Annotated in this window: 30 protein-coding genes; 3 read left to right on the forward strand and 27 right to left on the reverse strand. The window is 32.3% G+C overall.

What is annotated here, in order from left to right; genetic code table 11:
• Positions 1 to 22 precede the first annotated feature (22 nt).
• Genes atpA (BN1075_RS08890) through BN1075_RS08915 form a run of 6 tightly spaced genes read right to left on the reverse strand, consistent with a single transcriptional unit; the run spans position 23 to position 4,203 of the window.
• Positions 23 to 1,537, reverse strand: coding sequence for a F0F1 ATP synthase subunit alpha (gene atpA / locus BN1075_RS08890; RefSeq protein ID WP_040192751.1), 1,515 nt, complete (start codon positions 1,535 to 1,537; stop codon positions 23 to 25).
• A gap of 15 nt (positions 1,538 to 1,552) precedes the next feature.
• Entirely contained in the window at positions 1,553 to 2,374 is an 822-nt protein-coding gene (locus BN1075_RS21125; RefSeq protein WP_040192753.1) for a F0F1 ATP synthase subunit delta, read from the reverse strand.
• Positions 2,375 to 2,376: 2 nt separating this feature from the next.
• Positions 2,377 to 2,856 (reverse strand): F0F1 ATP synthase subunit B, encoded by a 480-nt coding sequence (locus BN1075_RS08900; protein ID WP_040192754.1) that lies wholly within the window; start codon positions 2,854 to 2,856, stop codon positions 2,377 to 2,379.
• Positions 2,857 to 2,860: 4 nt separating this feature from the next.
• Positions 2,861 to 3,097, reverse strand: coding sequence for an ATP synthase F0 subunit C (atpE, locus tag BN1075_RS08905; protein WP_040192755.1), 237 nt, complete (start codon positions 3,095 to 3,097; stop codon positions 2,861 to 2,863).
• A gap of 43 nt (positions 3,098 to 3,140) precedes the next feature.
• Complete coding sequence (locus BN1075_RS08910; RefSeq protein ID WP_040192756.1) at positions 3,141 to 3,821, reverse strand: F0F1 ATP synthase subunit A; 681 nt, start codon at positions 3,819 to 3,821, stop codon at positions 3,141 to 3,143.
• Between the two features lie 4 nt (positions 3,822 to 3,825).
• A complete protein-coding gene (locus BN1075_RS08915; RefSeq protein WP_148315483.1) occupies positions 3,826 to 4,203 on the reverse strand; it encodes a hypothetical protein in 378 nt (125 codons plus the stop codon).
• A gap of 326 nt (positions 4,204 to 4,529) precedes the next feature.
• Here BN1075_RS08915 and BN1075_RS08920 point away from each other — a divergent pair, with 326 nt between their 5' ends.
• On the forward strand, positions 4,530 to 5,075 hold the full coding sequence (locus tag BN1075_RS08920; RefSeq protein ID WP_040192758.1) for an NADH peroxidase: 546 nt from the start codon (positions 4,530 to 4,532) through the stop codon (positions 5,073 to 5,075).
• Between the two features lie 265 nt (positions 5,076 to 5,340).
• Here the strand turns inward: BN1075_RS08920 and atpC are convergent, their stop codons facing one another.
• The 9 genes from atpC to BN1075_RS08965 all read right to left on the reverse strand — a co-directional run bounded on the left by atpC (position 5,341) and on the right by BN1075_RS08965 (position 12,255).
• Positions 5,341 to 5,622 (reverse strand): ATP synthase F1 subunit epsilon, encoded by a 282-nt coding sequence (gene atpC / locus BN1075_RS08925; RefSeq protein WP_040192915.1) that lies wholly within the window; start codon positions 5,620 to 5,622, stop codon positions 5,341 to 5,343.
• 23 nt (positions 5,623 to 5,645) lie between these two features.
• On the reverse strand, positions 5,646 to 7,037 hold the full coding sequence (atpD, locus tag BN1075_RS08930) for a F0F1 ATP synthase subunit beta (protein ID WP_040192759.1): 1,392 nt from the start codon (positions 7,035 to 7,037) through the stop codon (positions 5,646 to 5,648).
• 93 nt (positions 7,038 to 7,130) lie between these two features.
• A complete protein-coding gene (atpG, locus tag BN1075_RS08935) occupies positions 7,131 to 7,988 on the reverse strand; it encodes an ATP synthase F1 subunit gamma (RefSeq protein WP_052406487.1) in 858 nt (285 codons plus the stop codon).
• A gap of 24 nt (positions 7,989 to 8,012) precedes the next feature.
• Entirely contained in the window at positions 8,013 to 9,527 is a 1,515-nt protein-coding gene (gene atpA, locus BN1075_RS08940; RefSeq protein ID WP_040192760.1) for a F0F1 ATP synthase subunit alpha, read from the reverse strand.
• A gap of 32 nt (positions 9,528 to 9,559) precedes the next feature.
• Positions 9,560 to 10,375: a F0F1 ATP synthase subunit delta gene (locus BN1075_RS08945; RefSeq protein ID WP_040192761.1), complete on the reverse strand. Its 816-nt coding sequence runs from the start codon at positions 10,373 to 10,375 to the stop codon at positions 9,560 to 9,562.
• Positions 10,376 to 10,377: 2 nt separating this feature from the next.
• Positions 10,378 to 10,857, reverse strand: coding sequence for a F0F1 ATP synthase subunit B (locus BN1075_RS08950; RefSeq protein ID WP_040192762.1), 480 nt, complete (start codon positions 10,855 to 10,857; stop codon positions 10,378 to 10,380).
• Positions 10,858 to 10,890: 33 nt separating this feature from the next.
• Complete coding sequence (gene atpE / locus BN1075_RS08955; RefSeq protein ID WP_040192763.1) at positions 10,891 to 11,139, reverse strand: ATP synthase F0 subunit C; 249 nt, start codon at positions 11,137 to 11,139, stop codon at positions 10,891 to 10,893.
• A gap of 59 nt (positions 11,140 to 11,198) precedes the next feature.
• Positions 11,199 to 11,879 carry a F0F1 ATP synthase subunit A gene (locus BN1075_RS08960; RefSeq protein WP_040192917.1) on the reverse strand — a complete coding sequence of 227 codons (681 nt, stop codon included), beginning with the start codon at positions 11,877 to 11,879 and terminating at the stop codon, positions 11,199 to 11,201.
• A gap of 4 nt (positions 11,880 to 11,883) precedes the next feature.
• Positions 11,884 to 12,255, reverse strand: coding sequence for an ATP synthase subunit I (locus tag BN1075_RS08965; protein WP_040192764.1), 372 nt, complete (start codon positions 12,253 to 12,255; stop codon positions 11,884 to 11,886).
• 471 nt (positions 12,256 to 12,726) lie between these two features.
• Here BN1075_RS08965 and BN1075_RS08970 point away from each other — a divergent pair, with 471 nt between their 5' ends.
• The gene (locus tag BN1075_RS08970) at positions 12,727 to 13,272 is read left to right on the forward strand and encodes an NADH peroxidase (RefSeq protein ID WP_040192765.1); all 546 of its coding nucleotides are present in this window, start codon (positions 12,727 to 12,729) and stop codon (positions 13,270 to 13,272) included.
• Positions 13,273 to 13,609: 337 nt separating this feature from the next.
• On the opposite strand, the gene upp is transcribed toward BN1075_RS08970, so the two are convergent.
• The 9 genes from upp to BN1075_RS09015 form a co-directional block, all read right to left on the reverse strand.
• Positions 13,610 to 14,239 (reverse strand): uracil phosphoribosyltransferase, encoded by a 630-nt coding sequence (gene upp, locus BN1075_RS08975; protein ID WP_040192766.1) that lies wholly within the window; start codon positions 14,237 to 14,239, stop codon positions 13,610 to 13,612.
• A gap of 19 nt (positions 14,240 to 14,258) precedes the next feature.
• Positions 14,259 to 14,708, reverse strand: a complete 450-nt coding sequence (gene rpiB, locus BN1075_RS08980) for a ribose 5-phosphate isomerase B (RefSeq protein ID WP_040192767.1) — start codon at positions 14,706 to 14,708, stop codon at positions 14,259 to 14,261.
• A gap of 12 nt (positions 14,709 to 14,720) precedes the next feature.
• On the reverse strand, positions 14,721 to 15,770 hold the full coding sequence (locus BN1075_RS08985; RefSeq protein ID WP_040192768.1) for an L-threonylcarbamoyladenylate synthase: 1,050 nt from the start codon (positions 15,768 to 15,770) through the stop codon (positions 14,721 to 14,723).
• Positions 15,771 to 15,792: 22 nt separating this feature from the next.
• The gene (locus BN1075_RS08990) at positions 15,793 to 16,539 is read right to left on the reverse strand and encodes a ZIP family metal transporter (protein WP_040192769.1); all 747 of its coding nucleotides are present in this window, start codon (positions 16,537 to 16,539) and stop codon (positions 15,793 to 15,795) included.
• Between the two features lie 79 nt (positions 16,540 to 16,618).
• Entirely contained in the window at positions 16,619 to 17,203 is a 585-nt protein-coding gene (locus BN1075_RS08995) for a hypothetical protein (protein ID WP_040192770.1), read from the reverse strand.
• Positions 17,204 to 17,234: 31 nt separating this feature from the next.
• The gene (gene prfA, locus BN1075_RS09000) at positions 17,235 to 18,311 is read right to left on the reverse strand and encodes a peptide chain release factor 1 (RefSeq protein ID WP_040192771.1); all 1,077 of its coding nucleotides are present in this window, start codon (positions 18,309 to 18,311) and stop codon (positions 17,235 to 17,237) included.
• Positions 18,312 to 18,640: 329 nt separating this feature from the next.
• Entirely contained in the window at positions 18,641 to 19,492 is an 852-nt protein-coding gene (gene prmC, locus BN1075_RS09005) for a peptide chain release factor N(5)-glutamine methyltransferase (RefSeq protein ID WP_040192772.1), read from the reverse strand.
• 17 nt (positions 19,493 to 19,509) lie between these two features.
• Positions 19,510 to 20,418, reverse strand: a complete 909-nt coding sequence (locus BN1075_RS09010) for a DUF1385 domain-containing protein (RefSeq protein WP_040192773.1) — start codon at positions 20,416 to 20,418, stop codon at positions 19,510 to 19,512.
• Positions 20,419 to 20,576: 158 nt separating this feature from the next.
• Complete coding sequence (locus BN1075_RS09015) at positions 20,577 to 21,176, reverse strand: thymidine kinase (protein WP_040192774.1); 600 nt, start codon at positions 21,174 to 21,176, stop codon at positions 20,577 to 20,579.
• A gap of 215 nt (positions 21,177 to 21,391) precedes the next feature.
• Here BN1075_RS09015 and rpmE point away from each other — a divergent pair, with 215 nt between their 5' ends.
• Positions 21,392 to 21,601 (forward strand): 50S ribosomal protein L31, encoded by a 210-nt coding sequence (gene rpmE, locus BN1075_RS09020; protein ID WP_040192775.1) that lies wholly within the window; start codon positions 21,392 to 21,394, stop codon positions 21,599 to 21,601.
• 110 nt (positions 21,602 to 21,711) lie between these two features.
• Here the strand turns inward: rpmE and rho are convergent, their stop codons facing one another.
• The 3 genes from rho to BN1075_RS09035 form a co-directional block, all read right to left on the reverse strand.
• A complete protein-coding gene (rho, locus tag BN1075_RS09025) occupies positions 21,712 to 23,283 on the reverse strand; it encodes a transcription termination factor Rho (protein ID WP_040192776.1) in 1,572 nt (523 codons plus the stop codon).
• Positions 23,284 to 23,659: 376 nt separating this feature from the next.
• The gene (locus BN1075_RS09030) at positions 23,660 to 24,577 is read right to left on the reverse strand and encodes a sigma-54 interaction domain-containing protein (protein WP_040192777.1); all 918 of its coding nucleotides are present in this window, start codon (positions 24,575 to 24,577) and stop codon (positions 23,660 to 23,662) included.
• Between the two features lie 136 nt (positions 24,578 to 24,713).
• Positions 24,714 to 25,130 carry a YwiB family protein gene (locus tag BN1075_RS09035; RefSeq protein WP_040192778.1) on the reverse strand — a complete coding sequence of 139 codons (417 nt, stop codon included), beginning with the start codon at positions 25,128 to 25,130 and terminating at the stop codon, positions 24,714 to 24,716.
• Between the last annotated feature and the right edge of the window lie 21 nt (positions 25,131 to 25,151).

The raw sequence follows: 25,151 nt of genomic DNA on the forward strand, positions 1-25,151 counted from the left end.
CCTCCTATGCTTTAGGTGATTTCTATCCTCGCTTTATAAATACTTGTTTAAATTCAAGAATAGCATCATTCAATCTACCTTCTAGATTAGAATCTAACGCCTTTTTCTCTCTAATTTCACTTGGAATATCTCTATGATGAGTATATATATACTCTAAAAATTCTTTTTCAAAATCTCTCACTCTATTAACTGGAATATCACTTAAAAAGTCTTTAACTCCGCAATAAATAATAATTACTTCTTTTTCTACATCCATAGGGGAATATTGATCTTGTTTCAAAATCTCTGTAAGCCTCTTACCCTTCTCTAATCTTTTCACTGTATCCTTATCTAAATCGGAACCAAACTGAGTAAAATTAACAAGCTCTCTATATTGTGCTAGTTCTAATCTTAAAGTCCCAGCAACTTGCTTCATTGCCTTTATTTGAGCACTTCCACCAACTCTTGAAACTGATATTCCTGCATTTACAGCTGGCTTTTGACCTGCATGAAACAAATCTGACTCTAAGAAAATCTGTCCATCGGTTATTGAAATAACATTTGTAGGAATATACGCTGTAACGTCACCAGCTAATGTTTCTATTAAAGGCAATGCTGTAAGGGACCCTCCCCCTAATTCATCAGAAAGTCTAGCTGCCCTTTCCAAAAGCCTTGAGTGAAGATAGAATACATCTCCTGGATATGCTTCTCTTCCTGGTGGTCTTCGTAGTAATAATGACATAGTTCTATATGCAACTGCATGCTTAGATAAATCATCATATACAATTAATGCATCTTCACCTTTATACATAAAATATTCAGCCATAGAACAGCCTGCAAACGGTGCAATATATTGAAGTGATGAAGCCTCTGAAGCTGTGGCAGCTACAACTATGGTGTAATCCATAGCCCCTTCTTTAGTAAGCATATTAACTATATTGGCAACTGTAGACTGTTTTTGTCCTATTGCTACATAAACACAAGTCATATTTTTCCCTTTTTGATTTATGATTGCATCTATTGCAATAGCACTTTTACCAGTCTGTCTGTCCCCAACAATTAACTCTCTTTGCCCTTTTCCAATTGGAATCATTGAATCAATTGCCTTTATTCCTGTCTGCATTGGGTTATTAACTGACTGTCTATCAATTACCCCCGGTGCTTCAACTTCTATAGGTCTATACTGAGTAGCTGTAATAACACCCTTACCATCAATCGGATTACCTAATGCATCTACAACTCTGCCTATTAACTCTTCACCCACCGGAACTTCTACAACTCTTCCAGTTCTCTTAACTATATCTCCCTCTCTTATTCCTTCTTCTGAACCTAAAAGCACACAACCAACATTGTCCTGCTCTAGATTTAAAGCAATACCATATACGTTGTTTGGAAACTCTAATAACTCTCCTTGAAGACAATCATCTAATCCATAAATTCTAGCTATTCTATCACCAATTTGAATTATAGTCCCAGAGTCTATTGTATTTATGTGATTTTCATATCTCTCTAGCTCTCTTTTTATAATTGATGTTATCTCCCCTGGTTTAATATGCATAATTCCACCTCTATTCTATGCCAGATAATCATCAGGATTTTTAAGTTCCTTAACCTCACCTTCTGAACTTGATAAGTTCTCCATATAAGACTTAGTAAGCACATCACTTCCTATAGTAACCACTAATTCCTTATTCCTATATTTATCCTTATCCTCATCAATAATTATGTTGATATTTCTCTTATAGAATGTCTTTAGCCACTTTCTTAATTTCATAATATCTTCTTCAGCAAGGTGCTTTGATGTAGAAACAACCGCTTCTAAAACTTTATCAAACTCACCATAGTTATATCTGTTTACTACGTTACCTTCAGCAACTTCCTCTAATGCTTCTAAGCGAGCTCTAATAGTACCATCTATAACTTCATTTCCAACAGTAACTAAAACACCACCAATAAGGGCTTTATCAATTTCCTCTTCCATAATAATTTTCTTTTTATACTCTTTTTCTAATTTGCTTTTCAGATCCTCTTTTTGATTTTCATCAAGAGGAATTACAGATTTAACCTTTGCTAAAACTGTATTATGTCTTTTAAGATATATCTGTTTGAACTGAATATACTTTTCCTTTAAATAAAGAATTCTTCCTTTATCAATCAACAGTAATAAAAAGTTTAAAAGTTCATCTTCTATGTCACCATCAAACATTTCTATAAAAATTCTCTTCTTGTTATATCTATTTATTTGGGGATTCTTAATTATTTTTCTTAACCCTTCATTCGCTTCCATCTCATCAACAATTTCACCTAACTCCTCAAGAACTAAATCTGTATTACCAACTTCTGAGCAAGCTTTATACAGAGCAAAGGCATATCTTCTATCTAAAAACTCATACATTTTTAAATACCAACCTTAGCGATAAACTCATCAATTAATTCCTTATGACGATTTGAATCAATCTCTCTTTCTAAAGTTTTCTCTGCAAGTTCCATAGATAACTCTATAATTTCCTGCTTCATTTCTTTATTCGCTATGGCCCTTTCTCTCTCTATTTCTTTAATGGCTTTTTCTTTAATATTCACTGCTTCTTTGTTAGATTCTTCAACTATTTCTGAATAGATTCTGTCAGCCTTTTCCTTATAGCTTTCTACTAGCTGCATTCCTTCATTATTAAATCTTTTTATATCCTCTTCATACTTACTTTTTAATAGTTCAGCCCGAGCTTCCTCGTCACTGGCCTTTTTAAAAGAACTTTCCACTTCCATTTTTCTTTCATCTATTACGGCCAGGGTTTTTTCAAAAAAGAACTTTTTCATTATAAGATAAAATATTAAAAAGTTTATTGTAGAGAATATTATCATTCCTACACTTATGTTCATAAACTTAGCCTCTTACACCAAATAATATTAGAAGTAATCCAATCAAGAAGCCATAAATTGCAGTAGCCTCTGACAAGGCTCCCCCTACAATCATTGCACTCATTATTTTCCCACTTGCCTCAGGCTGTTTAGATATACCTTCCGCAGCTCTGCCTGCCGCTATACCAGTTCCTATTCCTCCTCCGATAACTCCTAACGCTGCAATCCCTGCTCCTAATGCTGCCATTGATGCTAAATCCATAATACTTCCTCCTTTAAATATGTTTTATAATTTAATAAGAACTTTAGTGCCCTGCTGTAATTTTTATATTTATCATAGTTAACATAACAAAAATAACCATCTGTATAGTTCCATCAAATAAATCAAAATAAAAATGAAATGGTATTGGTATTACTATTGCCGTAATAAAGTTAAAGCCCAACAATGTCTCATAAATCAATTCCATTATCATTGTTGCTGCAAAAATATTTCCATAAAGTCTTAAACTTAATGAAACTGGAAGCATAATCCTTTCCATTACGTTTATAGGCAATAACACAGCTAATGGGGAAGCATATCCCTTAAAATATCCTCCTATTCCTAACTTTTTAATTGTATATCCTTGAATTACTAAAAAGCTCGTTATTGCGAGGCCTAAAGATACACTATAATCAGCAGTTGGAGGTTTAACACCAAATAAGCCTACCATATTTAGCAAAAATAAATATATTGCTAGTGCTCCAATGTATGGAACAAACTTCTTGCTATCATTCCCCATATTTTCTTCAACAGTCTTAGATGCAAACTCAATCCCCGCTTCTATTGTTGTTTGAAGCCTTCCTGGATGCTTTTTTAGTGTGCCGCTGTAAAACGTTGATAATATTAAAGCTAAAGCTACTATTGCCCATTGAATTAGCAAAGCCGAGGTTACATCAAATGAATACCCAAAAAGATTAAGAGTAAACCAAACCTTTAATTCCTCCATATGCCTATACCCCCTCTCTAATTTTTAATTTGAGTCCATACACAACAAGAGAAAAAATCTGTGCTGAATAACCTGCAATAAAAGCAAAGAAAAACAAATCATTTCTCATGATAAGAATAATGGCTATAGTGCAAACAACGCCAATTCTAACAGCATAAAACACTAAATATAAAACTGCGCTAAAGCTATTTTTAATACAACTCACTATGTTATTGGCATAAGAATTAATGATAAAATTTATAAAACTACAAGCTATTCCTAGTGAAAATAAACCAGCACCCCCTCCCAATAATGGAATTAAAATTATCGTCGTTATCAATGCAATAACAAAGTCGTACTTACCAATATCTTTAATGAGTTTTAAACACTCCTCATTCATCATCACCCACTCCTTACACACCTTTAAAAACTATCTTTAGAAATAGCTTCATATTATTAAAGCATCGATGCACTATAAAAGTCCTAGTTATTCACTTAGGGTATATTTTATTATTTGTAAATATAAAATCTATATACCTTAAATCTTATTGCTTTTTAAACTGTAAATAAAATTTTGTCGAAATCTTTTTATAAAAAAACACTAATAAATAATAATTATCCGTTGACATTAATTATTTATTGTTGTATGATTAGTACATAGAGATGAGACGCAAGATTTTAGCAAATAAAAAATAAATATAATTGATATGATTTAAGGAGGAATATATTATGAAAAAATTCGTATGTACAGTTTGTGGTTATATTCACGAAGGAGAAACAGCTCCAGAAGTTTGTCCAGTATGTAAAGTAGGTGCTGATAAATTTGAAGAAATGTCAGGAGAACTAGTTTGGGCTGACGAACACAGAATAGGTGCTGGTGCTGGTGTTGACGCAGAAATCGTTGAAGGTTTAAGAGCTAACTTCACTGGTGAATGTACAGAAGTTGGAATGTACTTAGCTATGAGCAGACAAGCTGATAGAGAAGGATACCCAGAAGTTGCTGAAGCTTATAAGAGAATAGCTTTTGAAGAAGCTGAGCATGCTGCTAAATTCGCTGAATTATTAGGTGAAGTTGTTGCTGCTGACACTAAAGAAAACTTAAGAGTTAGAGTTGAAGCTGAATATGGCGCAACTGATGGAAAATTAAAACTTGCTAAGAGAGCAAAAGAACTTGGATTAGACGCTATCCACGATACAGTTCATGAAATGTGTAAAGATGAAGCTAGACACGGAAAAGCTTTCTTAGGATTATTAAACAGATATTTCGGTAAATAATCTCCCTTAAATGAGAATCTAAATCTAAGATTTAGTACCTCTAATGTAACTCCACAAAATATCGTGGAGTTACCCAATAAATTTGTTTGCCTATATACCCATAAATTAAAAGCACCGTAATCTTATTGATTACGGTGCTTTTAGCTTTTATTCAAGTTCATCCTAAACCCTTCACTTTTCAGCTTTAATTTTTCATCATAAAAGAGACTAGGAATTTATCTCTTTAAATCCCTAGTCTCTTTTATTAATACTCACTACGTATTAATTATTCTTTTGAAGTTTTCTCAGCCCACTTTGCTGAATTACAAAGCATTATTACTTCATTATCTTTTACCTTTAATATTCCTGAAGCTGTCTCTACCTCATACTCCTTTTCTTCTGTATCTTTAAATTTTGTAACACCAGGTACTAACCCTGTTATCATTGCACAGTGATTAGGCAGGATTCCCCTGCTCCCCTCAGTAGTTTTACAGTTTAAACTCAAAATATTTCCAGTATAAAATTCTTCTTCAGGTGTAACAATAAGAAGCTTAAAATACTTACTCATAACCATCACATCTTTTCCTTTATTTATGCCATAGTTTTAGCTTTTTCTATAACATCCTCTATAGTCCCAGCAAATAAGAATGCTGATTCTGGTAGCGAATCATGCTTTCCTTCTAAGATTTCCTTAAATCCTTTTAAAGTATCTCTAATAGGAACATATCTTCCTTTAATACCAGTGAATTGTTCTCCTACAGTAAATGGTTGTGATAAAAACCTTTGAACTCTTCTGGCTCTATTAACTAAAACCTTATCTTCATCAGAAAGTTCATCAACCCCTAATATTGCAATAATATCTTGAAGCTCTTTATATCTTTCAAGTATATATCGAACTTCCATAGCTATATCATAATGCTCTTGACCAATAATTATAGGATCCATCATTCTAGATGAAGATTCTAATGGGTCTACAGCAGGATATATTCCAAGCTCTACTATAGATCTTGAAAGAACTGTTGTTGCATCAAGATGAGTAAAGGTTGTTGCTGGAGCTGGGTCTGTTAAATCATCCGCTGGAACATAAACCGCTTGAACAGATGTAATAGAACCATTATTGGTTGAAGTAATTCTTTCTTGAAGCTGTCCCATCTCACTAGCTAAAGTTGGTTGATATCCAACAGCACTTGGTATTCTTCCAAGTAGAGCTGAAACCTCAGAACCAGCTTGAGTAAACCTAAATATATTATCTATAAATAATAATACATCTTGACCCTGATCTCTAAAATACTCAGACATTGTTAATCCTGTAAGGGCAACTCTCATTCTTGCACCAGGAGATTCATTCATCTGTCCAAATACTAGGGCAGTTTTATCTATAACCCCTGATTCCTTCATTTCATTATATAGGTCATTTCCTTCTCTAGTTCTTTCTCCAACTCCAGTGAAAACAGATAATCCCCCATGCTCCTTGGCAATATTATTAATTAATTCTTGGATGAGTACAGTTTTACCAACTCCTGCACCACCAAATAATCCAATCTTACCACCTCTTTGGTATGGGGCTAATAAATCAATTACTTTTATACCTGTTTCAAACATTTCAGGTTCTACAGACTGCTCTTCAAATTTTGGTGCTGGTCTATGAATGGTATAGTATTTATCACATTCTAATTCACCATTTTCATCTTGTATCTTACCTAGTACATTAAATAGTCTTCCTAAAACCTTGTCTCCTACAGGTACTTCTATTGGCCTTCCTGTATCAACAGCTCTAAGCCCTCTTTTTAACCCATCTGTTGACTCCATAGCTATAGCTCTAACTACATCATCTCCTATATGTTGTTCAACTTCTGCAACCACCACTCTACCATCCATTTTTATTTCAATGGCATTATATATATTTGGTAAAGAATTTTGGTCAAATCTAATATCTATTACTGGTCCAATTACTTGAATGACTTTTCCAATTCCTTGTAGCATCTCAACTTACGGTGTTAATGATTAAAACTTTATCTTTAACCTTAACACACTCCTCCAATCTAATAAATTATACCTTACAAGTTTTCTTCGATTTTATCTCTGAGTTCCACCAACAATTTCTGAAATCTCCTGGGTAATCTCAGCTTGTCTTAATCTATTATATTTTTGTTTCAATCCACTAATTAAATCATCAGCACTTTTTGTAGCACTGTTCATGGTCTCCATTCTTATACTCTGCTCTGAAGCCTTTGAATTTACAAGGGCATTCATTATCTTACAAGTAAAGTATGGTAATATAATCTGCTCTGTTAACTCTTCATAATTTCCTTCTACATCAAACTCTCCACTTGAAGAATTTTTTCCTTTGGAAATATCTATAGGCAGGATATCTGTTTGCTTTACCTCTTTTAATAATGGATTCTTATACCATGTATAAATAATAGATACTCTTCCAAACTCACCAGATACAAATCTTTCTAAACAAAACCTTGAAATTTTCTCGGCCTCCTCTAATTTTGGAAGATCTGAAATACTTAGATCATGTTCTATAATATGAAAGCCATATCTCTTACATAAGTTTACTCCTCTTTTTCCTATAACAATGAGGCTACATTTATCCTCATCCTCAACTTCTAATTGTTTCAAACTATCTGCAACATTATAATTATAACCTCCACACATACCTCTGTCTGATGCTATAACAATAATAAGTCGTTTGTCACTTTCATTGGCATTAAGATAAATACTTTCCTCTGATAAATATGGAGCAACTTCCTCTACAATACCCTCATAAGTTTTATAATAAGTGTTATTTATATCTAGGATATCTCTTACCTTTCTAAGCTTAGAGGTTGAAACTAAGGCCATTGCTTTAGTTACTTTTTTTATTCCTTCTATAGACTTTATTTGTTTTTTTAAATTACTTGTGCCAACAATACCTATATCATTCACCTCCTAAACCCTCAGGTGATTTAACTATGCCTCTAATGTGAATCTATTCTTAAATTCTTTCACAGCTTCGTTTATACTGTTCTTAATTTCATCATCTAGAGATCCTTTTTCCTTGATAGTTTTTGGAATATCTCTATGATGAGTATAAATAAATTCTAAAAATAATTTTTCAAACTCTCTTATCTTATTTACTGGTATATCGGCTAGAAAATCATTAACACAACAGTAAATTATTATTACCTGCTTCTCCATATCCATTGGAACATACTGATCTTGCTTTAATATTTCTATAAGCCTTTTACCTTTTTCTAATCTTTTAACAGTTTCTTTATCTAGGTCTGAACCAAATTGAGTAAAATCTGCTAACTCTCTATATTGAGCTAACTCCAACCTAAGAGTTGAGGAAACCTGTTTCATAGCCTTAGTCTGTGCACTTCCTCCTACCCTTGATACTGATATACCAGCGTTAACTGCCGGCCTTTGTCCACCATGGAATAAATCAGTTTCTAAAAATATTTGTCCATCTGTGATAGATATAACATTGGTCGGAATGTATGCTGTTACATCTCCAGCTAGGGTTTCTATTATTGGTAGTGCAGTTATAGAGCCTCCCCCTAAGCTGTCCGAAAGCTTTGCAGCACGCTCTAACAATCTTGAGTGAAGATAGAATATATCCCCTGGATATGCCTCTCTTCCTGGTGGTCTCCTTAATAGTAATGAAATTGTTCTATATGCAACAGCATGCTTAGACAAATCATCATATACTATTAAAACATCTTTGCCTTTGTGCATAAAGTACTCTGCCATTGAACATCCTGAAAATGGTGCAATATATTGAAGTGATGCTGTATTTGATGCTGTAGCTGAAACCACTGTTGTATAGTTCATAGCTCCATGCTTTTCTAGGGTATTAACTATATTAACCACAGTAGATTGTTTCTGGCCTATAGCAACATATATACAAATAACATCCTTATCCTTTTGGTTAATTATTGCATCTATAGCTAAAGCTGTTTTTCCAGTTTGTCTATCTCCTACTATTAACTCTCTTTGACCTTTACCTATAGGAATCATTGAATCGATTGCCTTAATTCCTGTTTGCATAGGTGTTTTAACTGACTGTCTGTCTATAACTCTTGGTGCATCCGTCATTATCGGTCTATATTCATTTGTACAAATTATTCCTTTACCATCTATAGGATTTCCTAAGGCATCTACAACTCTTCCAATAAGTGCTTCTCCCACTGGTACTTCTACAACTCTACCAGTGCTTCTTACTATATCGCCTTCTTTAATTCCTTCTTCTGGTCCAAGTAAAACACAGCCTACATTATCCTGTTCTAGATTTAATGCCAATCCATACACATTGTTAGGAAACTCAATTAACTCTCCGGCTAAACAATCATCTAAGCCATAAACTCTTGATATTCCATCTCCAATTTGTATAATTACACCTGAATCTACCGTATTTACATGGTTTTCATACCTTTCTAATTCCCTCTTTATAATTGAGGTTATTTCTTCAGGCTTAATATGCATAATTTCACCTCTACTTCATGTTTACTTTTAGTCTAGCTTCTTTGAATATGCTTTAACTTATTCTTTATTGTATACTCCGTAACATCGTCCCCAATTTTAACTACAATTCCTCCGAGTATCTCCTTATCAATGCTTTCAGTTATTTCTATCTTTCTATTATAGAACTTTTCCAAATTAGCTGTAAGCTTAATTTTTTCTTCTGGAGTTAACGGTATAACTGTAGTTACATTGGCATGAAGCACTTCTTCCTTATAACCATTTTGTGGTTGTCTTCTTATGTCTTTTGCATTAGCAGACTCATTACTTGCATCATAACTTTCATCTGAAATTTTTCTTATTTCAACAAGTTTATTCTTTATACTTCCATCTATTATTTCATCACCAATACGTATAATAACTCCAGCTATAAGAGACTTGTCTATCTGTTGCTTCAACATTATAGTTTTCTTATATCTCTTTTCCAACACAACCTTGAGGCTTTCCCTCTCCTTATTACTTAGTGGTATTGCTGATCTAACCTCAGCTATTATTATATTATTAGCTGCCAAATAAATTTGTCTAAATTGCTCATACTTCTCTCGCAAATATAGTATTCTTTCTTTGTCTATAGTAAGTAAAAGAAAGTTAAGTAACTCCCGCTCTATACAATCTTCAAATAACTCCCTAAATATTCTCTTTTTATTAAATTTACTTATTTGAGGATTTTTTATTACCTTAAAAAAGTCCTTGTTTGAATTCATTTCATTTACAATTTCTTTTAACTGTTGAAGGATGATCTCTACATTACCAGCCTCAACACCAGCTTCATAAAGTGCTAATGCATATCTTCTATCTAAGAATTCATACATCTTTAACTCCCTACCTTAGCAATAAATTCATCAATTAACTCTCTATGTTTATCCTCACTTATTTCTTTTTCTAAAATTCTAGTTGAAAGCTGAAGGGATAAGTCCACAATTTCCTCTTTAATCTCTACTCTAGCCTTCTCTTTCTCTTTCGCAATTTCCTTAAGAGCTCTATCTTTAATATTACTTGCCTCTTTCTTAGACTCCTCAATAATCTCTCCATAAACTTGATCAGCTTTTCTCTTGTAACTTTCAACAAGCTTAAGCCCTTCATTTTTATAGTTTATTACATCTTTATCATATTGCTCTTTTAAAAGTATTGCTCTATCTTCCTGCTCTTTAACTTTGGCAAAAGACTTTTCCACCTCTGCCTTTCTTGAATCCATAATAGCAATAGTCTTTTTAAATACAAATTTATATAGTATGAAGTAAAATATAAAGAAGTTTATAGTTGCCTGAATTATCATTTCTAAATTAATGTTCATACCTTCTTTGCCTGCCTTTCTAGACCACTACTGCTAACCTTTTACTCCAAATAATATTAATAGTAATCCAAGTAAGAAACCATATATTGCAGTTGCTTCTGATAATGCTCCTCCTACGATTAATGCACTCATAATTTTACTACTTGCTTCTGGTTGTTTAGCAATACTTTCTACTGCTTTTCCTGTAGCATTACCTGTTCCTAAACCTCCACCTATAACTGCTAGGGCTGCTATTCCTGCCCCAATTGCTGACATTCCTGCTATAAATGCTGATGATTCCATTTTAATTCCTCCTATTTTTAACCTTTATTCTTTTTATTTAAAATACTTTATAAATTTTATTAGTGCTCTGATGTAATCTTGATATTTATCATTGTCAACATTACGAAAATAATCATCTGAATAGTTCCATCGAATATATCGAAATATAAGTGAAATGGAATTGGTATTCCTATGGTTGCAATAAAGCTTATACCATTTAGAGCCTCATATAAAAGCTCCATAATCATTGTTGCTGCAAATATATTTCCAAAAAGTCTCAAACTTAGAGAAATTGGCAGCATTATTCTTTCCATTATATTAATAGGTAATAATATTGCTACTGGAGATGCATATCCCTTAAAATACCCAACTAATCCAAGCTTCTTGATTGTATAACCTTGAACTATGAAAAACGTTGTAAGCCCTATTCCTAGAGTAACACTATAATCTGCAGTAGGAGGTTTAATTCCAAATAAACCAACCATATTTAATAAAAACAGGTAAACTCCTAAAGCTCCTATATATGGCACGAACTTCTTTTTTCCTTCGCCCATGTTATCCTCTACTACACCATTAAGAAAATCTATTCCCATTTCAACTAAACCTTGAACTCTACCTGGTATCATTTTTACCTGTCTGCTATATAGCATGGACAATACTAATGTGCCAAATATAATTATCCATTGTATAAAAATACTTAAATAAACCGGAAATTCATAACCAAATAAATTAATAGAAAATAATATTATTGACTCTTCCACCAAATCACACCCCTTCCCGTCGTCTTAAATTAACTCCATAACATACTATTGATAATATCTGTGAAATGTACCCACTTATGAAAATAAAAAAACTCACCTCACTCTGTGTAAAAATAATGATGGCTGGTCCACAAATAATTATGATTCTGACAAATAAAGATAGAATATATGTTATTCCTCCACCTTTCTGATTGTCTACCATTTTTCTTGTGGCACATGAGTTAATTAAAAAATTAATAAATCCCAGTACAATTCCAGATAAAAACAATATAGCTGCACTTCCAAAGAATCTCCACAAAATTATTGAAACAATACATCCAATTATTAAATCATACAAGCCTATTGTTTTTAATAGATGCTTTAACTCATCCCCCATAAATTCACACTCCTTGCACATGCTGATATTATACTCTCAAAATATCATATTCAAAAATATCATTTTAATTCAAATTTGTGTAAATTAACATATTTTTTAATATTTAGTTCACCGTTCCTTCGTTTCTCTTTTGTTTGCTCGATTTCTCTTGAATTATTTTAAATTTTAACGAAATGATTACAAAAAATTAATGAAACAATCTATATGTTAAAGAATTTTTTGTAGTATTTTACAATATTAATATGTTACAATACATATGTACATTTACACCATATGTAACATTATATTAAAAATTAACATTTATTTTTTTCTGTTTCTTGTCGAAACATTTTTAAAAAATTTTACTAACAAATAATAATTATCCGTTGACAATAATTATTATTTGTTGTATGATTAATACATAGAGATGAGACGCAAGATTTTAGCAAATAAAAATAAATGTAATTTAATTGATTTAAGGAGGAATATATTATGAAAAAATTCGTATGTACAGTTTGTGGTTATATTCACGAAGGAGAAACAGCTCCAGAAGTTTGTCCAGTATGTAAAGTAGGTGCTGATAAATTCGAAGAAATGTCAGGAGAACTAGTTTGGGCTGACGAACACAGAATAGGTGCTGGTGCTGGTGTTGACGCAGAAATCGTTGAAGGTTTAAGAGCTAACTTCACTGGTGAATGTACAGAAGTTGGAATGTACTTAGCTATGAGCAGACAAGCTGATAGAGAAGGATACCCAGAAGTTGCTGAAGCTTATAAGAGAATAGCTTTTGAAGAAGCTGAGCATGCTGCTAAATTCGCTGAATTATTAGGTGAAGTTGTTGTTGCTGACACTAAAGAAAACTTAAGAGTTAGAGTTGATGCTGAATATGGCGCAACTGATGGAAAATTAAAACTTGCTAAGAGAGCAAAAGAACTTGGATTAGACGCTATCCACGATACAGTTCATGAAATGTGTAAAGATGAAGCTAGACACGGAAAAGCTTTCTTAGGATTATTAAACAGATATTTCGGTAAATAATCTCCCAAAACTAAATTTGTTTGCCTATATACCTTATATAAAAAACACCATAGTCATTTGACTGTGGTGTTTTTATTTTCGAATTAAACCACAATTGTTAGAATTATAACAATCATTTTAATTCAAAAAAATGATTATTCATACTAACGAAATATTCAATTATAATCTTATTCTATCTATATTTTCATGTATCTATAAATATGGCCTCATTCTAATATTATATAATATGAAGTAATTTTTTCACATTCATTCATTATTTTCATTTATCCGTCTATTCTTCAAACAAAAAAGCACTAGAAATTATCACTAATTTCTAGTACTTTTTATGATTAAAATATTATTTAGTTCCGAACAAACGATCACCAGCATCGCCTAGGCCTGGTACTATATATCCATGTTCATTTAACTTTTCATCAATTGAAGCTAAGTATATATCAACGTCTGGATGTGCTTCCATAACAGCTTTTACGCCTTCTGGTGCTCCAACAAGACACATAAGTCTTATATTCTTTGCTCCTCTTTTCTTTAAAGCATTGATTGCATCAATAGCAGATCCACCTGTAGCAAGCATTGGATCTGTAACGATTATATCTCTTTCTTCAATATCTTGTGGTAATTTACAGAAATACTCTACTGGCATTAAAGTTTCTTCATCTCTGTACATTCCTATATGACCAACCTTAGCAGCTGGTATAAGCTTAAGCATACCATCAACCATTCCAAGACCTGCTCTTAATATTGGAACTATGGCAACTTTCTTACCTGCAAGCATTTGGCATTTAGCCGTACAGATTGGTGTCTCAATTTCAACTGTTTCTGTTTGAAGATCTCTTGTTACTTCATATGCCATAAGCATTGCAACCTCTTCAACTAACTCTCTGAAATACTTAGATCCTGTGTTTTTATCTCTCATAAATGCTAACTTATGTAGTATTAATGGATGATTGATTTGTGTAACTTTACTCATTATATGTACCCTCCTTAGATTATCTACTGTATTCTTTTTCTATATCAGTAATTTTATTAACTCTGTTTTGGTGTCTTCCGCCTTCAAATTCAGCACCAAGAAAAGCATCAACTATATCTAAGGCTAATCCAGGTCCTACGACTCTTTCACCCATAGCTAATATATTTGCATTGTTATGCTCTCTAGTTGCATGTGCACTAAATGTATCACTACATAAAGCTGCTCTAACTCCTGATATTTTATTTGCAGCTATGCTTATTCCTATACCTGTTCCACAAATTAAGATACCAAAGTCAAATTCTTTAGCTACTACAGCTTTTCCAACAGCATTTGCATAATCTGGATAATCACATGATTCTTCTGTGTACGTTCCGAAGTCTTTCACTTCAATTCCCTTTTTCTCAAGATGTTTAATTACATCTTTCTTAAGTCTTAATCCACCGTGGTCACTACCAATTGCTATTTTCATAAATTACCTCCACTAAACTTCTAAGATATCAAAGCCAGCACTTTTTTTAAGTCTATTCATTATCGCTGTACCAACCCCAACTTCCTCAAATGCTTCACAAAGTATTATGTTTACATCCATACTATCAAAGCTTCTAAGTACCTTAAATAGGTTTTTTCCTATATCATTTAAATTTTCTCTTGAACCAAGAGATACAACTATTTGATTTTTATATAAATCTTTAGTTTCATCAGTGGCTATAACGCCTACCTTTTTATCTTGTTCATTATAATTTAATACCATTTCACTAATTTTTGCAACTACTTTATCAATTTCACCAGATACTATTTTAACTGGCGCCTTTGGAGCATAGTGTCTATACTTCATTCCAGGTGCCTTTGGTCTAAAATCCTCTTTAGGTTTTGATAATATAGCTGGATCAATGTATGCATTGCTATCAACGGTTTGAAGCATCTCTAATGTAACAGCTCCTGGTCTTAATACACAAATCGGATTAACAGTACAATCTACTATAGTTGATTCTACCCCAACTATACTGTTTTCGCCTCCAATAATATAATCTACCTTCCCATCTAAGTCTTCAACACAGCTTTCCATATCTGTCGGACTTGGCCTTCCTGATATATTAGCCGATGGTGCAGCAATTGGTACCCCTGAGGCCTTGATAAGTTCCCTTGCTATATTATTTTGAGGCATCCTTATACCTATAGTATCAAGTCCAGCACTTGTAATACTTGGTACTATTTCTTTCTTATTTAATATAATTGTTATTGGTCCTGGCCAAAACTTCTGCATTATATCCTTTGCCATATCTGGAACTTCTGTAACATACTCATCTATATTAAAATCTGCAACATGAATTATAAGCGGGTTATCCTGTGGCCTTCCCTTCGCTTCAAAAATTTTAGCTACTGCTTTTTCATTTAAAGCATCTGCTCCTAATCCATATACAGTTTCCGTTGGAAAAGCCACAATACCTCCGTCTCTTATCTTAAGTGCTGCATCATTTATTATTCTCTTATCTACGGCATTCTCACTCAACATCGCAACTTTTGTTTTCATCACTTTTCCCCCACCTTAATAGTTAAAATAAATTTATCATTACGAATCCAAATATTATACCAATGATAATCCACATTGCATTAGAGTAACTTTTATTTAATTCATTACTCTCTGGCAGCATTTGACCAAATGCAACATAAATCATTATTCCACTAGCAAAGGCTATACTATAACCCAAAAATGCTGTGGATATGTTATTCATTATTATACCAAGCCAAGCACCTATTACTGTTGGAAATGCTACTAAAAAGCTATACCACAGTATCTTGAATGGATTCTTGCCCGCAGCAATTAATGGAGCTGCTATCGCTATTCCTTCTGGGATATCATGAATGGATATTAAAATACTCATTTTAACACCTAATCCTGACCCCTTAACAAAACCAAATCCCATAATAATTCCTTCTGGGAAGTTATGCATCATGAGTCCTAAAGCCATTAATATTGCTACCTTAGTATGATTTATTCTCGTAGCAGAAATCTGATTACTGTCATTAGCTATCTTTATCATTCTATCCACTAGATATATTATTGCTATACCAATAACTATTACAATGAGAGTCTTAAAAAATCCAATATGTTCTATTGAATCTGGTATTAACTCTAAAAAAATTATTGATATAATTATGCCTGTCGCAATGGACAATAATGTACCTAAAAGTTTTTCAGTAGGATTTTTTATAGATACACCTATAAAGGCACCCACCATAGTTCCTATCAGGGATACCACTGCCGAAAATATCCCTATAATAAATATTGTATTATTCATAATCCCCCTCCATAAATAATAAACTTCACTTAAATATATTTATGGAGTGCTGATTTTATTCAGCTTTAAAGTTTTTGCCTTAGAGCGTATTCAAATTTCTATATTCTTTTATGTTTTTTACAGCACTTTCAGTAAATATAGCCGATACTGAATACTTATATAGTAAGTCTAATAAAAGGTATTTCTTTGCTCCACCTCTTCTAACTATAAAATAATAGTAGCTTCCACTTTCAGGCATTTTTATTTTTCTGTAATGCTTCTCGATATCAGAATACTTTTCAAGGGCTTTTTTAGTTACAACTCTCATTCTTTTATTTCTAAAATTTGATTTAGTTATTATTAAGATATCAAAATACTTCTCATTTGGAATTGTATGTACTAAAGCAACCTTGCTGTAAGAGATTTTATACTTTACTCTCCCACCCAGTATAGAAATTGCAATTTTATCATTTACCAGCTCACTCTTCAGATATTCCTCATTATATCTCATAATCATAAGGGCAAGTATTAATGCCTCTATAATCACCAGATATCCTAAAAAAAATGTTGTTATCTGCTTTGTGAGCCATAACACCATAGGCAATAACAGAAAAATAAAGCCCATGGATAGCATAAATCTTACATAAGATTTTCTTTGCTTCTTCAGGACTTTATTTATATCCATATACTACTCTCCTAATCCTTTAAAAGGCAAATTAGATGCCATTACCCATTTCTTTCATTTTTTCTGCTTGGTCTGTAGTTATTAATGCATCAAGCATTTCATCTATATCCCCATCTAAGAACGCTTCTAACTTATAAAGAGTTAGTCCTATTCTATGGTCAGAAACTCTTCCTTGAGGATAGTTGTAAGTTCTTATTCTCTCACTTCTATCTCCAGTTCCAACCTGGCTCTTTCTGTCATCAGCTATTCCTTTTGCTCTTTCAGCTTCAGCTGCTTCAAACAATCTAGCTCTTAAGATTTTTAATGCTTTTTCTTTGTTCTTTAACTGTGATTTTTCATCTTGGCAAGATACAACAAGTCCTGTTGGAAGGTGAGTCATTCTTACTGCTGAGTCAGTTGTATTAACGCACTGACCACCGTTTCCTGATGCTCTGAACACGTCAACTTTAATATCATTCATGTTTATATCAATATCTACATCTTCAACTTCTGGAAGAACTGCAACTGTAGCAGTTGATGTGTGAATTCTTCCACTTGATTCTGTATCTGGGACTCTCTGAACTCTATGAACTCCACTTTCATACTTTAACTTACTATAAGCTTTATCGCCTTTAACCATGAATACAACTTCTTTAAATCCACCGATATCAGTTTCATTAGCACTCATAATTTCAACTTTCCATCTATGTCTTTCAGCATATCTTGTGTACATTCTAAATAAGTTTGCTGCAAATAGAGCTGCTTCGTCTCCACCCGCTCCACCTCTAATTTCGATAAATACGTTCTTATCATCATTAGGGTCCTTTGGTAATAAAAGAATTCTTATTTCATCTCTTACTGTTTCAACTTGCTCTGTTAATGCTTTAATATCCTCTTGAATCATTTCTCTCATTTCTCTATCTGATTCTTCATTAAGCATTTCTTTATTATCTGCTAATGCAGCTTCTGCTTCTTTGTACTCTCTGTACTTTCCAACTATAATTTCAACCTCTGCATGCTCCTTACATAACTTCTGCCATTCTTTTTGGTTAGCCATTATGCTTGGATCACTAATTTTGTTGGATAATTCATCATATTTGTTCTCTAAAAAATCTAATCTCTCTAACATATATATAACACTCTCCGTATTTAATCTTAATCTCTTTTCATATCGTAATATTATAACATAATTTTACGTACATTGACTATTAAATGAAAGATGAAAAATGAAAAATTAATGTAGAAACTCCTTTTGAACTTCTTAATACTTTTCCAAGACTTCTGTAGGAATCCTTTCCATAACCCTTCACCCTTAATCTTTCCTTATTAATTTCTAATGAAACTCAACCTTACCATATTTTGGTGGAGCTACTCACCTGAGTAACTTCGAGATACTAAATTAATGATTTAGACCCTCACTTAAGTTCTGCTTGCCAAATCATAGGCTTGAAGCATCATCTAAGGTAATTTCCCTATAACAACTCTAAAATTACCACCTAAATCCCTCAGGCTGTATATATCAATAAAGCCGTTTTCTCTTAAAAGCTCTTTAGTCTCTTGTTCTTGATTATACCCTATTTCAAAACACATATAACCACTTGGATTTAAAAGCTCTTTTCCGTCTTCACAAATACGTCTATAAAACTCTAGCCCATCTGGTCCACCAGATAACGCTAAATGAGGTTCATAATTTTTAACATCTTCCATAAGCGTTGGAATTATGTGTTCCTCGATATATGGCGGATTTGAAACTATCATGTCAAATTTCATCTTTTCCTTTAAAGGCCTCTCAAACAAATCACTTTTTATGATGTTGGTTCTTCTTTCAAGTCCAAGAATCTCTTGGTTTCTGCTACTAACCTCTATAGCCGTATCGCTTATATCATATAGGCAGACCTTAGTGTCTTCCATATGCTTTCCAATAGCTAAACCTATGGCACCACTTCCACAACACATATCACATATTGTTTTCAACTGATTATTTTTTATAATTGTTAAGCATTCTTCCACAAGAATTTCAGTATCTGGTCTTGGAATTAAAACTCCTTCTTTCACATAATAATGAAGTCCCATAAATTCTACATCATTAAGAATATATGCTATTGGCATTTTTTCTTTTCTCTTTTTTAAAAGCTCCTCAAATTTTACTTCTATCTCTTTAGATAGCTCTTCATTTCTATTCATAATTAGATATAACTTATCAACATTTAATACTCTGCTTAATAAAAGCTGCGTATCAATTATATAAGACTCAATTTGAGCTTCTTTTAATAAATTATACCCACTTGATAATGCTTCACTTATATTCATATTATTCCTCGTTTATTCTATTCTAACCCTTCTGCCGCCTTAAGAGACGCGATTGCAACCTCTAGCATTTTTTCATCAGGTTCTTTTGTAGTTATCTTTTGCAATAATAGTCCTGGCCATGCAATAATTTTTGATATAGTACTATCACTTTTTCCAAGCCATCTGATGATTTCATATGTTACTCCTGAAACTAAAGGTAATAATAAAATTCTTGAAACAACCCTTTGTCCAAGTGATTCCCATCCTGTAAATGAGAAAATAATTATACTAATTACCATTACTAAGAACATGAAATTTGTTCCACACCTAGGATGAAGTCTGCCAAACTTTTGAGCATTTTCTGGAGTTAGATCAATTCCATTTTCATAACAGAAAATAGTTTTGTGTTCTGCCCCATGATATTGATAAAGTCTATATATATCCTTCATTTTACCAATAAGCACTATATACGTTAAGAATATCAAAACTCTTATTACACCTTCTAATATATTTAATGCCAAAGCATTATCCGTTACATATTTTTTCATAAGACTAGCCAAAGTTGTTGGCAATATAAAAAATAATATTACTGAAAAAGTTAAAGATAAAACAAGAGATATTCCCATTAAAATACTATCTCCCTTATCCTTAAATGTTTTATCAAACCACTTATCAAATTTAGACTCTTCCTCTTCTTCATCTTCAAAAAAAGATGCCGAATACTCTAAGCTCTTTATTCCCACTATTAACGATTCTATTAAAGAAACAAAACCTCTTATAAGCGGAAGCCCAAGAATTTTATTTTTTTTAGTATAACTAGAACTATTTTCTGTCTTTATCTCAATATTTCCATTTGGAAGCCTTACTGCAGTTGCAAGCCCTTTGGTTCCTCTCATCATTACACCTTCAATTACGGCTTGCCCCCCAACGGTTGTCTTCTTCTCCATAATTACACCTACCTTTTCTACAACTTATTTATAAAGAATTTTCATATTGTAAAAAATAGAAATTTTATTTAATTACTTATTACTCATTCCAAGCTATAATACTCCCAGCTTATGAATACCTTAGAGTATAAATTAATATACCTATGAATTCATCTTACTTATCTCATTTCTTCTGACATAGCTTTGAATTTAAAATAACACTCTGCACAAAGAGACTCATACTCCACGTTATCTTCCATATCTATGGCAACCTGCTCTCCCTCAAATACAAACTTACCATTAATTTTTCTTCCATTAACAATTGCTTTTTTACCACATTTACAAATCGTCTTCAACTCTTCCAAGCTATGCGCAAGTAACAATAACCTTTCGCTCCCCTCAAAGCCCTGCATTTGAAAGTCAGTTCTAAGCCCATAACAGATTACTGGTACATCCAGTATTACAGCAATTTTAAAAAGTTCGTCAACTTGTTTTGCTTTGAAAAACTGAACCTCATCCGCTAATATACAATGTATATCGCCATTCTCTTTTATATAATCTTCAACTGATTTAAAAATATTCTCTTCACTTCCTAGACACAAATCCACCTGTCTAGTTACCCCTAATCTAGAAACTATTTTCTCTCCACCCTTTGTATCAGTTTTAGGTTTTATTATAATCGCCTTCATGCCTCTTTCTTCATAGTTAAATGCTACTTGAAGAAGGTTTGTTGATTTCCCACAATTCATTGCTCCATATCTAAAGTATAGCTTACTCATTGTCATATTCCTCCATAGTATATTCATTCATTAATCATATACATAATATTTTATTAGAAATGATATGATTAATCAAATTAATATTCTATGTTCAAATACCAAAGTAAGTAAAAAATATTAAAAAAATCATTACCTTGACTGAAAAATATGCATATGTTATAATCTAATAGTTGATAATACGGATATATATGTAATATCGAAAGAGGTGAAATGTAATGCAAAACGGAATACATCCAAAGTATAACAATGAAGCTGTAGTTAAATGTGCATGTGGAAATACTTTTACAACTGGATCTGTTAAAGACGAGTTAAAAGTTGATATTTGTTCTCAATGTCATCCATACTTCACAGGTAAGCAGAAGAATGTAGATGTTGGCGGAAGAGTTGACAGATTCATGAAGAAGTTCAACCTTAAAAGCGAATAATCATATATATTTTTAAGTTAGGAGAAGTTTTACTTCTCCTATTTTTTTATTTTAAAAGCAACTTTAAAGAGTGATATGTTAAATATTCATTCTTTAAAGTTGCTTTTATTCTACTTCAATATATCTTGATTTTTAGATACTATTTCAAAAAACTCATCATTACTTTTAGTTTTAGATAATAATTCTAATAATTTTTCAGTTACTATCTGTGGGTTTCCTGTCTTATACATTATCTTTCTAATTGCATAAGATACTTCTAGCTGCTTTTGTGTAAATAATAAATCTTCTCTACGTGTTCCAGATTTATAAATATCAATGGCAGGGAATATTCTTCTTTCCTGAAGCTGTCTGTCAAGATGAACCTCCATATTACCAGTTCCCTTAAACTCTTCAAAAATCATATCGTCCATTCTACTTCCAGTTTCAACTAAAGCAGTTGCAAGGATAGTTAAACTTCCACCTTCCTCAACATTTCTCGCAGCTCCGAAGAACTTTTTAGGCATTAAAAGCGCACCAGTATCCAATCCCCCTGATAAGGTTCTTCCTGTTCTCGTTATTGTTAAATTATAGGCTCTTGCAAGTCTAGTTAAGCTGTCTAAAAGTATAATAACATCTTGCCCTTGCTCAACCATTCTCTTAGCTCTTTCTAGAACCATGTAAGCAACCTTAGCATGATGTTCTGGCTCTTCATCAAAAGTAGAGTAAATAACATCTCCTTTGATAGACCTTTGCATATCTGTAACTTCCTCTGGTCTTTCATCTATAAGAAGTACAATTACCTTTACCTCTGGATGATTCTCTGCAATACTATGTGCAATCTTCTTTAGAATAGATGTTTTTCCAGCCTTAGGCGGAGCTACTATTACGCCCCTTTGCCCCTTTCCGATAGGTGCAATAACATCCATTATTCTTGTGGATAAATCTCTAGAATCCGTTGTTTCAAGCTGTAATCTCTCCATTGGGTATATAGGAGTAAGTTTTTCAAAAGGCATTCTTCCAACAGCCTTTTCTGGGTTCTCTCCATTTATTTTGTTAACCTGAAGAAGAGCCTTATATTTCTCTCCATCCTTAGACATTCTAACCTTACCTTCAACTTCATCACCTGTTTTAAGATTAAATCTTCTAACCTGTGAAATAGATACATAAATATCATCATTTCCGCTTAGATAATTATTCATTCTTAAAAGTCCAAAGTTAGCATTGTCACTTAATTCAAATACACCTTTTGCCGTCTCTGATTCACTAATTAAACTTTTTAAACGTTCTCTTTTTTCTTCAGCTGAAACTACTCTTTCATCTGAATTTCCGTCTCCATTACTTCTACTCATATCGTAGCTTGAATTTTCTCTATTTCTCTCCGAATCTTTATTCACTTCAGAGCTTGAGTTTTCAATTTGTATCTCCGTACTATATGTACTTTCCGTATTGCCCTTCATTATATCGTTATCCTCTTCTGAGTTTTTCCTAGAAATTTTTTCTCTAAGAACAACTCCTTCTCTTTTAATTTCTGCCGGTTCTAATGTAGATTTCTCCATTTTTTCACTCATACTATTTTGTGATATTTTATCTATCTCATCAATTAACTCATTTTTTTTCAGCTTGGAAATATTCTTTATTCCTAATTCCTTTGCAATAGCCTTTAATTCTATAACACTTTTGCTATATAAATTACCATTATCCAAAGGATCACCTCCTAATTAATCTATAATTTTAAAACTAAACTACATTTTGGAATCATTTATATAAATTCGGCACAAATTTCTTAAAATGAAAATCGTAAAAGATTTTTAAAGGGAAAGCCTTCTATACTCAACTTGAAGAAGCGCTCTAAAAATAAGTTTGACTAATAAAACCAAAGATATACTTTGATTATATATCTTAGTATACACTACCTTTTTTATAATCTACAACATATTTACTTACTAGAATTATTACAAAATATTTGTAGCATTTTAAAACATAAAACATCTACTCCCTATTTTGTCCATAATTATATCATTTATTCAAATACTTGTCTTTATATAAATTTACATAAAACCAGTATGATAACCACTTTGTTTATAACATAATTTTATGCTTTTTCATCTTATACTGTAGTGTTTGTCTTGGTATGTCCAAAAAAACACTTGCTCTGCTTACATTGTAATCGCATATAATCAATGCTTCTTTTATATACTTCTTTTCCATTATCTCTAACCTGCATTTCAACGAAGTATTTAAATTTTCTTTTATATTAAGATCGCAGCTATCAATAATACCCTTTTGCTTCAATATAATAGCTCCCTCAATCAAATGTTCAAGCTCTCTCACATTGCCATCATAAGTTTTTTTCATAATAGCTTTTAAAGCTTCCTCCGTTATTCCATCTATATTAGCTTGTAATTTTAAATTATGTTTACTTATAAAACTATTAACTAAAAGTGGTATATCTTCTTTTCTTTCATCCAAAGCTGGAATATCAATTCTAATAACATTCAGTCTATAATATAAATCTTTTCTTAATCTATTAGTCTTAATTAAAATTTCTGGGTCTTCACTTACAGATGCAATTATTCTCACATCCACCTTCCGGATTTTATTTTCTCCAAGTCGTCTTAACTCACCTTCTTGTATAACCCTGAGAAGCTTTCCCTGAAAAGAAATGTCCATTGAGTTTAATTCATCTAAATATAAAGTCCCACCTTGAACAGCCTCAAAAATTCCTTCAGCTTCTACTGCACCAGTGAAACTCCCCTTACTAACACCAAAAAAAGTACTTTCTAAAAGATTTTCTGGAATTGCCGAACAATTTTGAGCTACAAATGGCTTTTTATATCTGATCGACTTACAGTGGATAGCTTGAGCCATCATCTCTTTTCCCGTTCCTGTTTCTCCATAAATAAAAACCGGTGAAGAAGTTTGACATGCCATCATACCGATAGCTTTTACTTTATTAATTTCATCACTAACCCCTAAAATATCATTAAAGCAATACACCCTTAACCCCTCCTTCAAAACCTAACAACGAAAAACCTTCCTATACTCTTCACTTAAAATTAATTCCTAATCTTGATTAATAAAAAAAGAGTTACACACATTTCATTGGTGCATAACTCTTAAATGTAATTTATTATTATTTTACTTTGATTGTGGCTTCTAGTTTTGTATTTATGATTTCATTTTTAGCAACAATAACATCATAATCTACATTAATTTTTCCGCCATCTTCATTTATATCTATTTTTACTTTATTAGTTTTGATTCTGATAGATAAAGCACCATGTGGTGTGTTGTAAAGAATAGCTGCTCTTTTACCATTCTTAAATTCCATAGTTGTGTTTATATCACCAGTTCTAATCATATTAAAATAATTTTCCCCAATACGGAATGTTGTTACTGTATTTCCTAAACCAGATAGTTCTGTTTCATTATATGTTGCAACAAATTCATCATTTTCTTTAACAAATGTTCCTGGACTAACTATTTCAATACGTTCCTGTTCCTCATTATTTTGAACACTGCATACACTAATAACTGCATCCTTACTCATAATCCACCCCTCACTTCCCAG

The sequence above is a fragment of the Clostridium culturomicium genome (genome assembly GCF_000821305.1).
Lineage (GTDB): Bacteria > Bacillota > Clostridia > Clostridiales > Clostridiaceae > Clostridium_J > Clostridium_J culturomicium.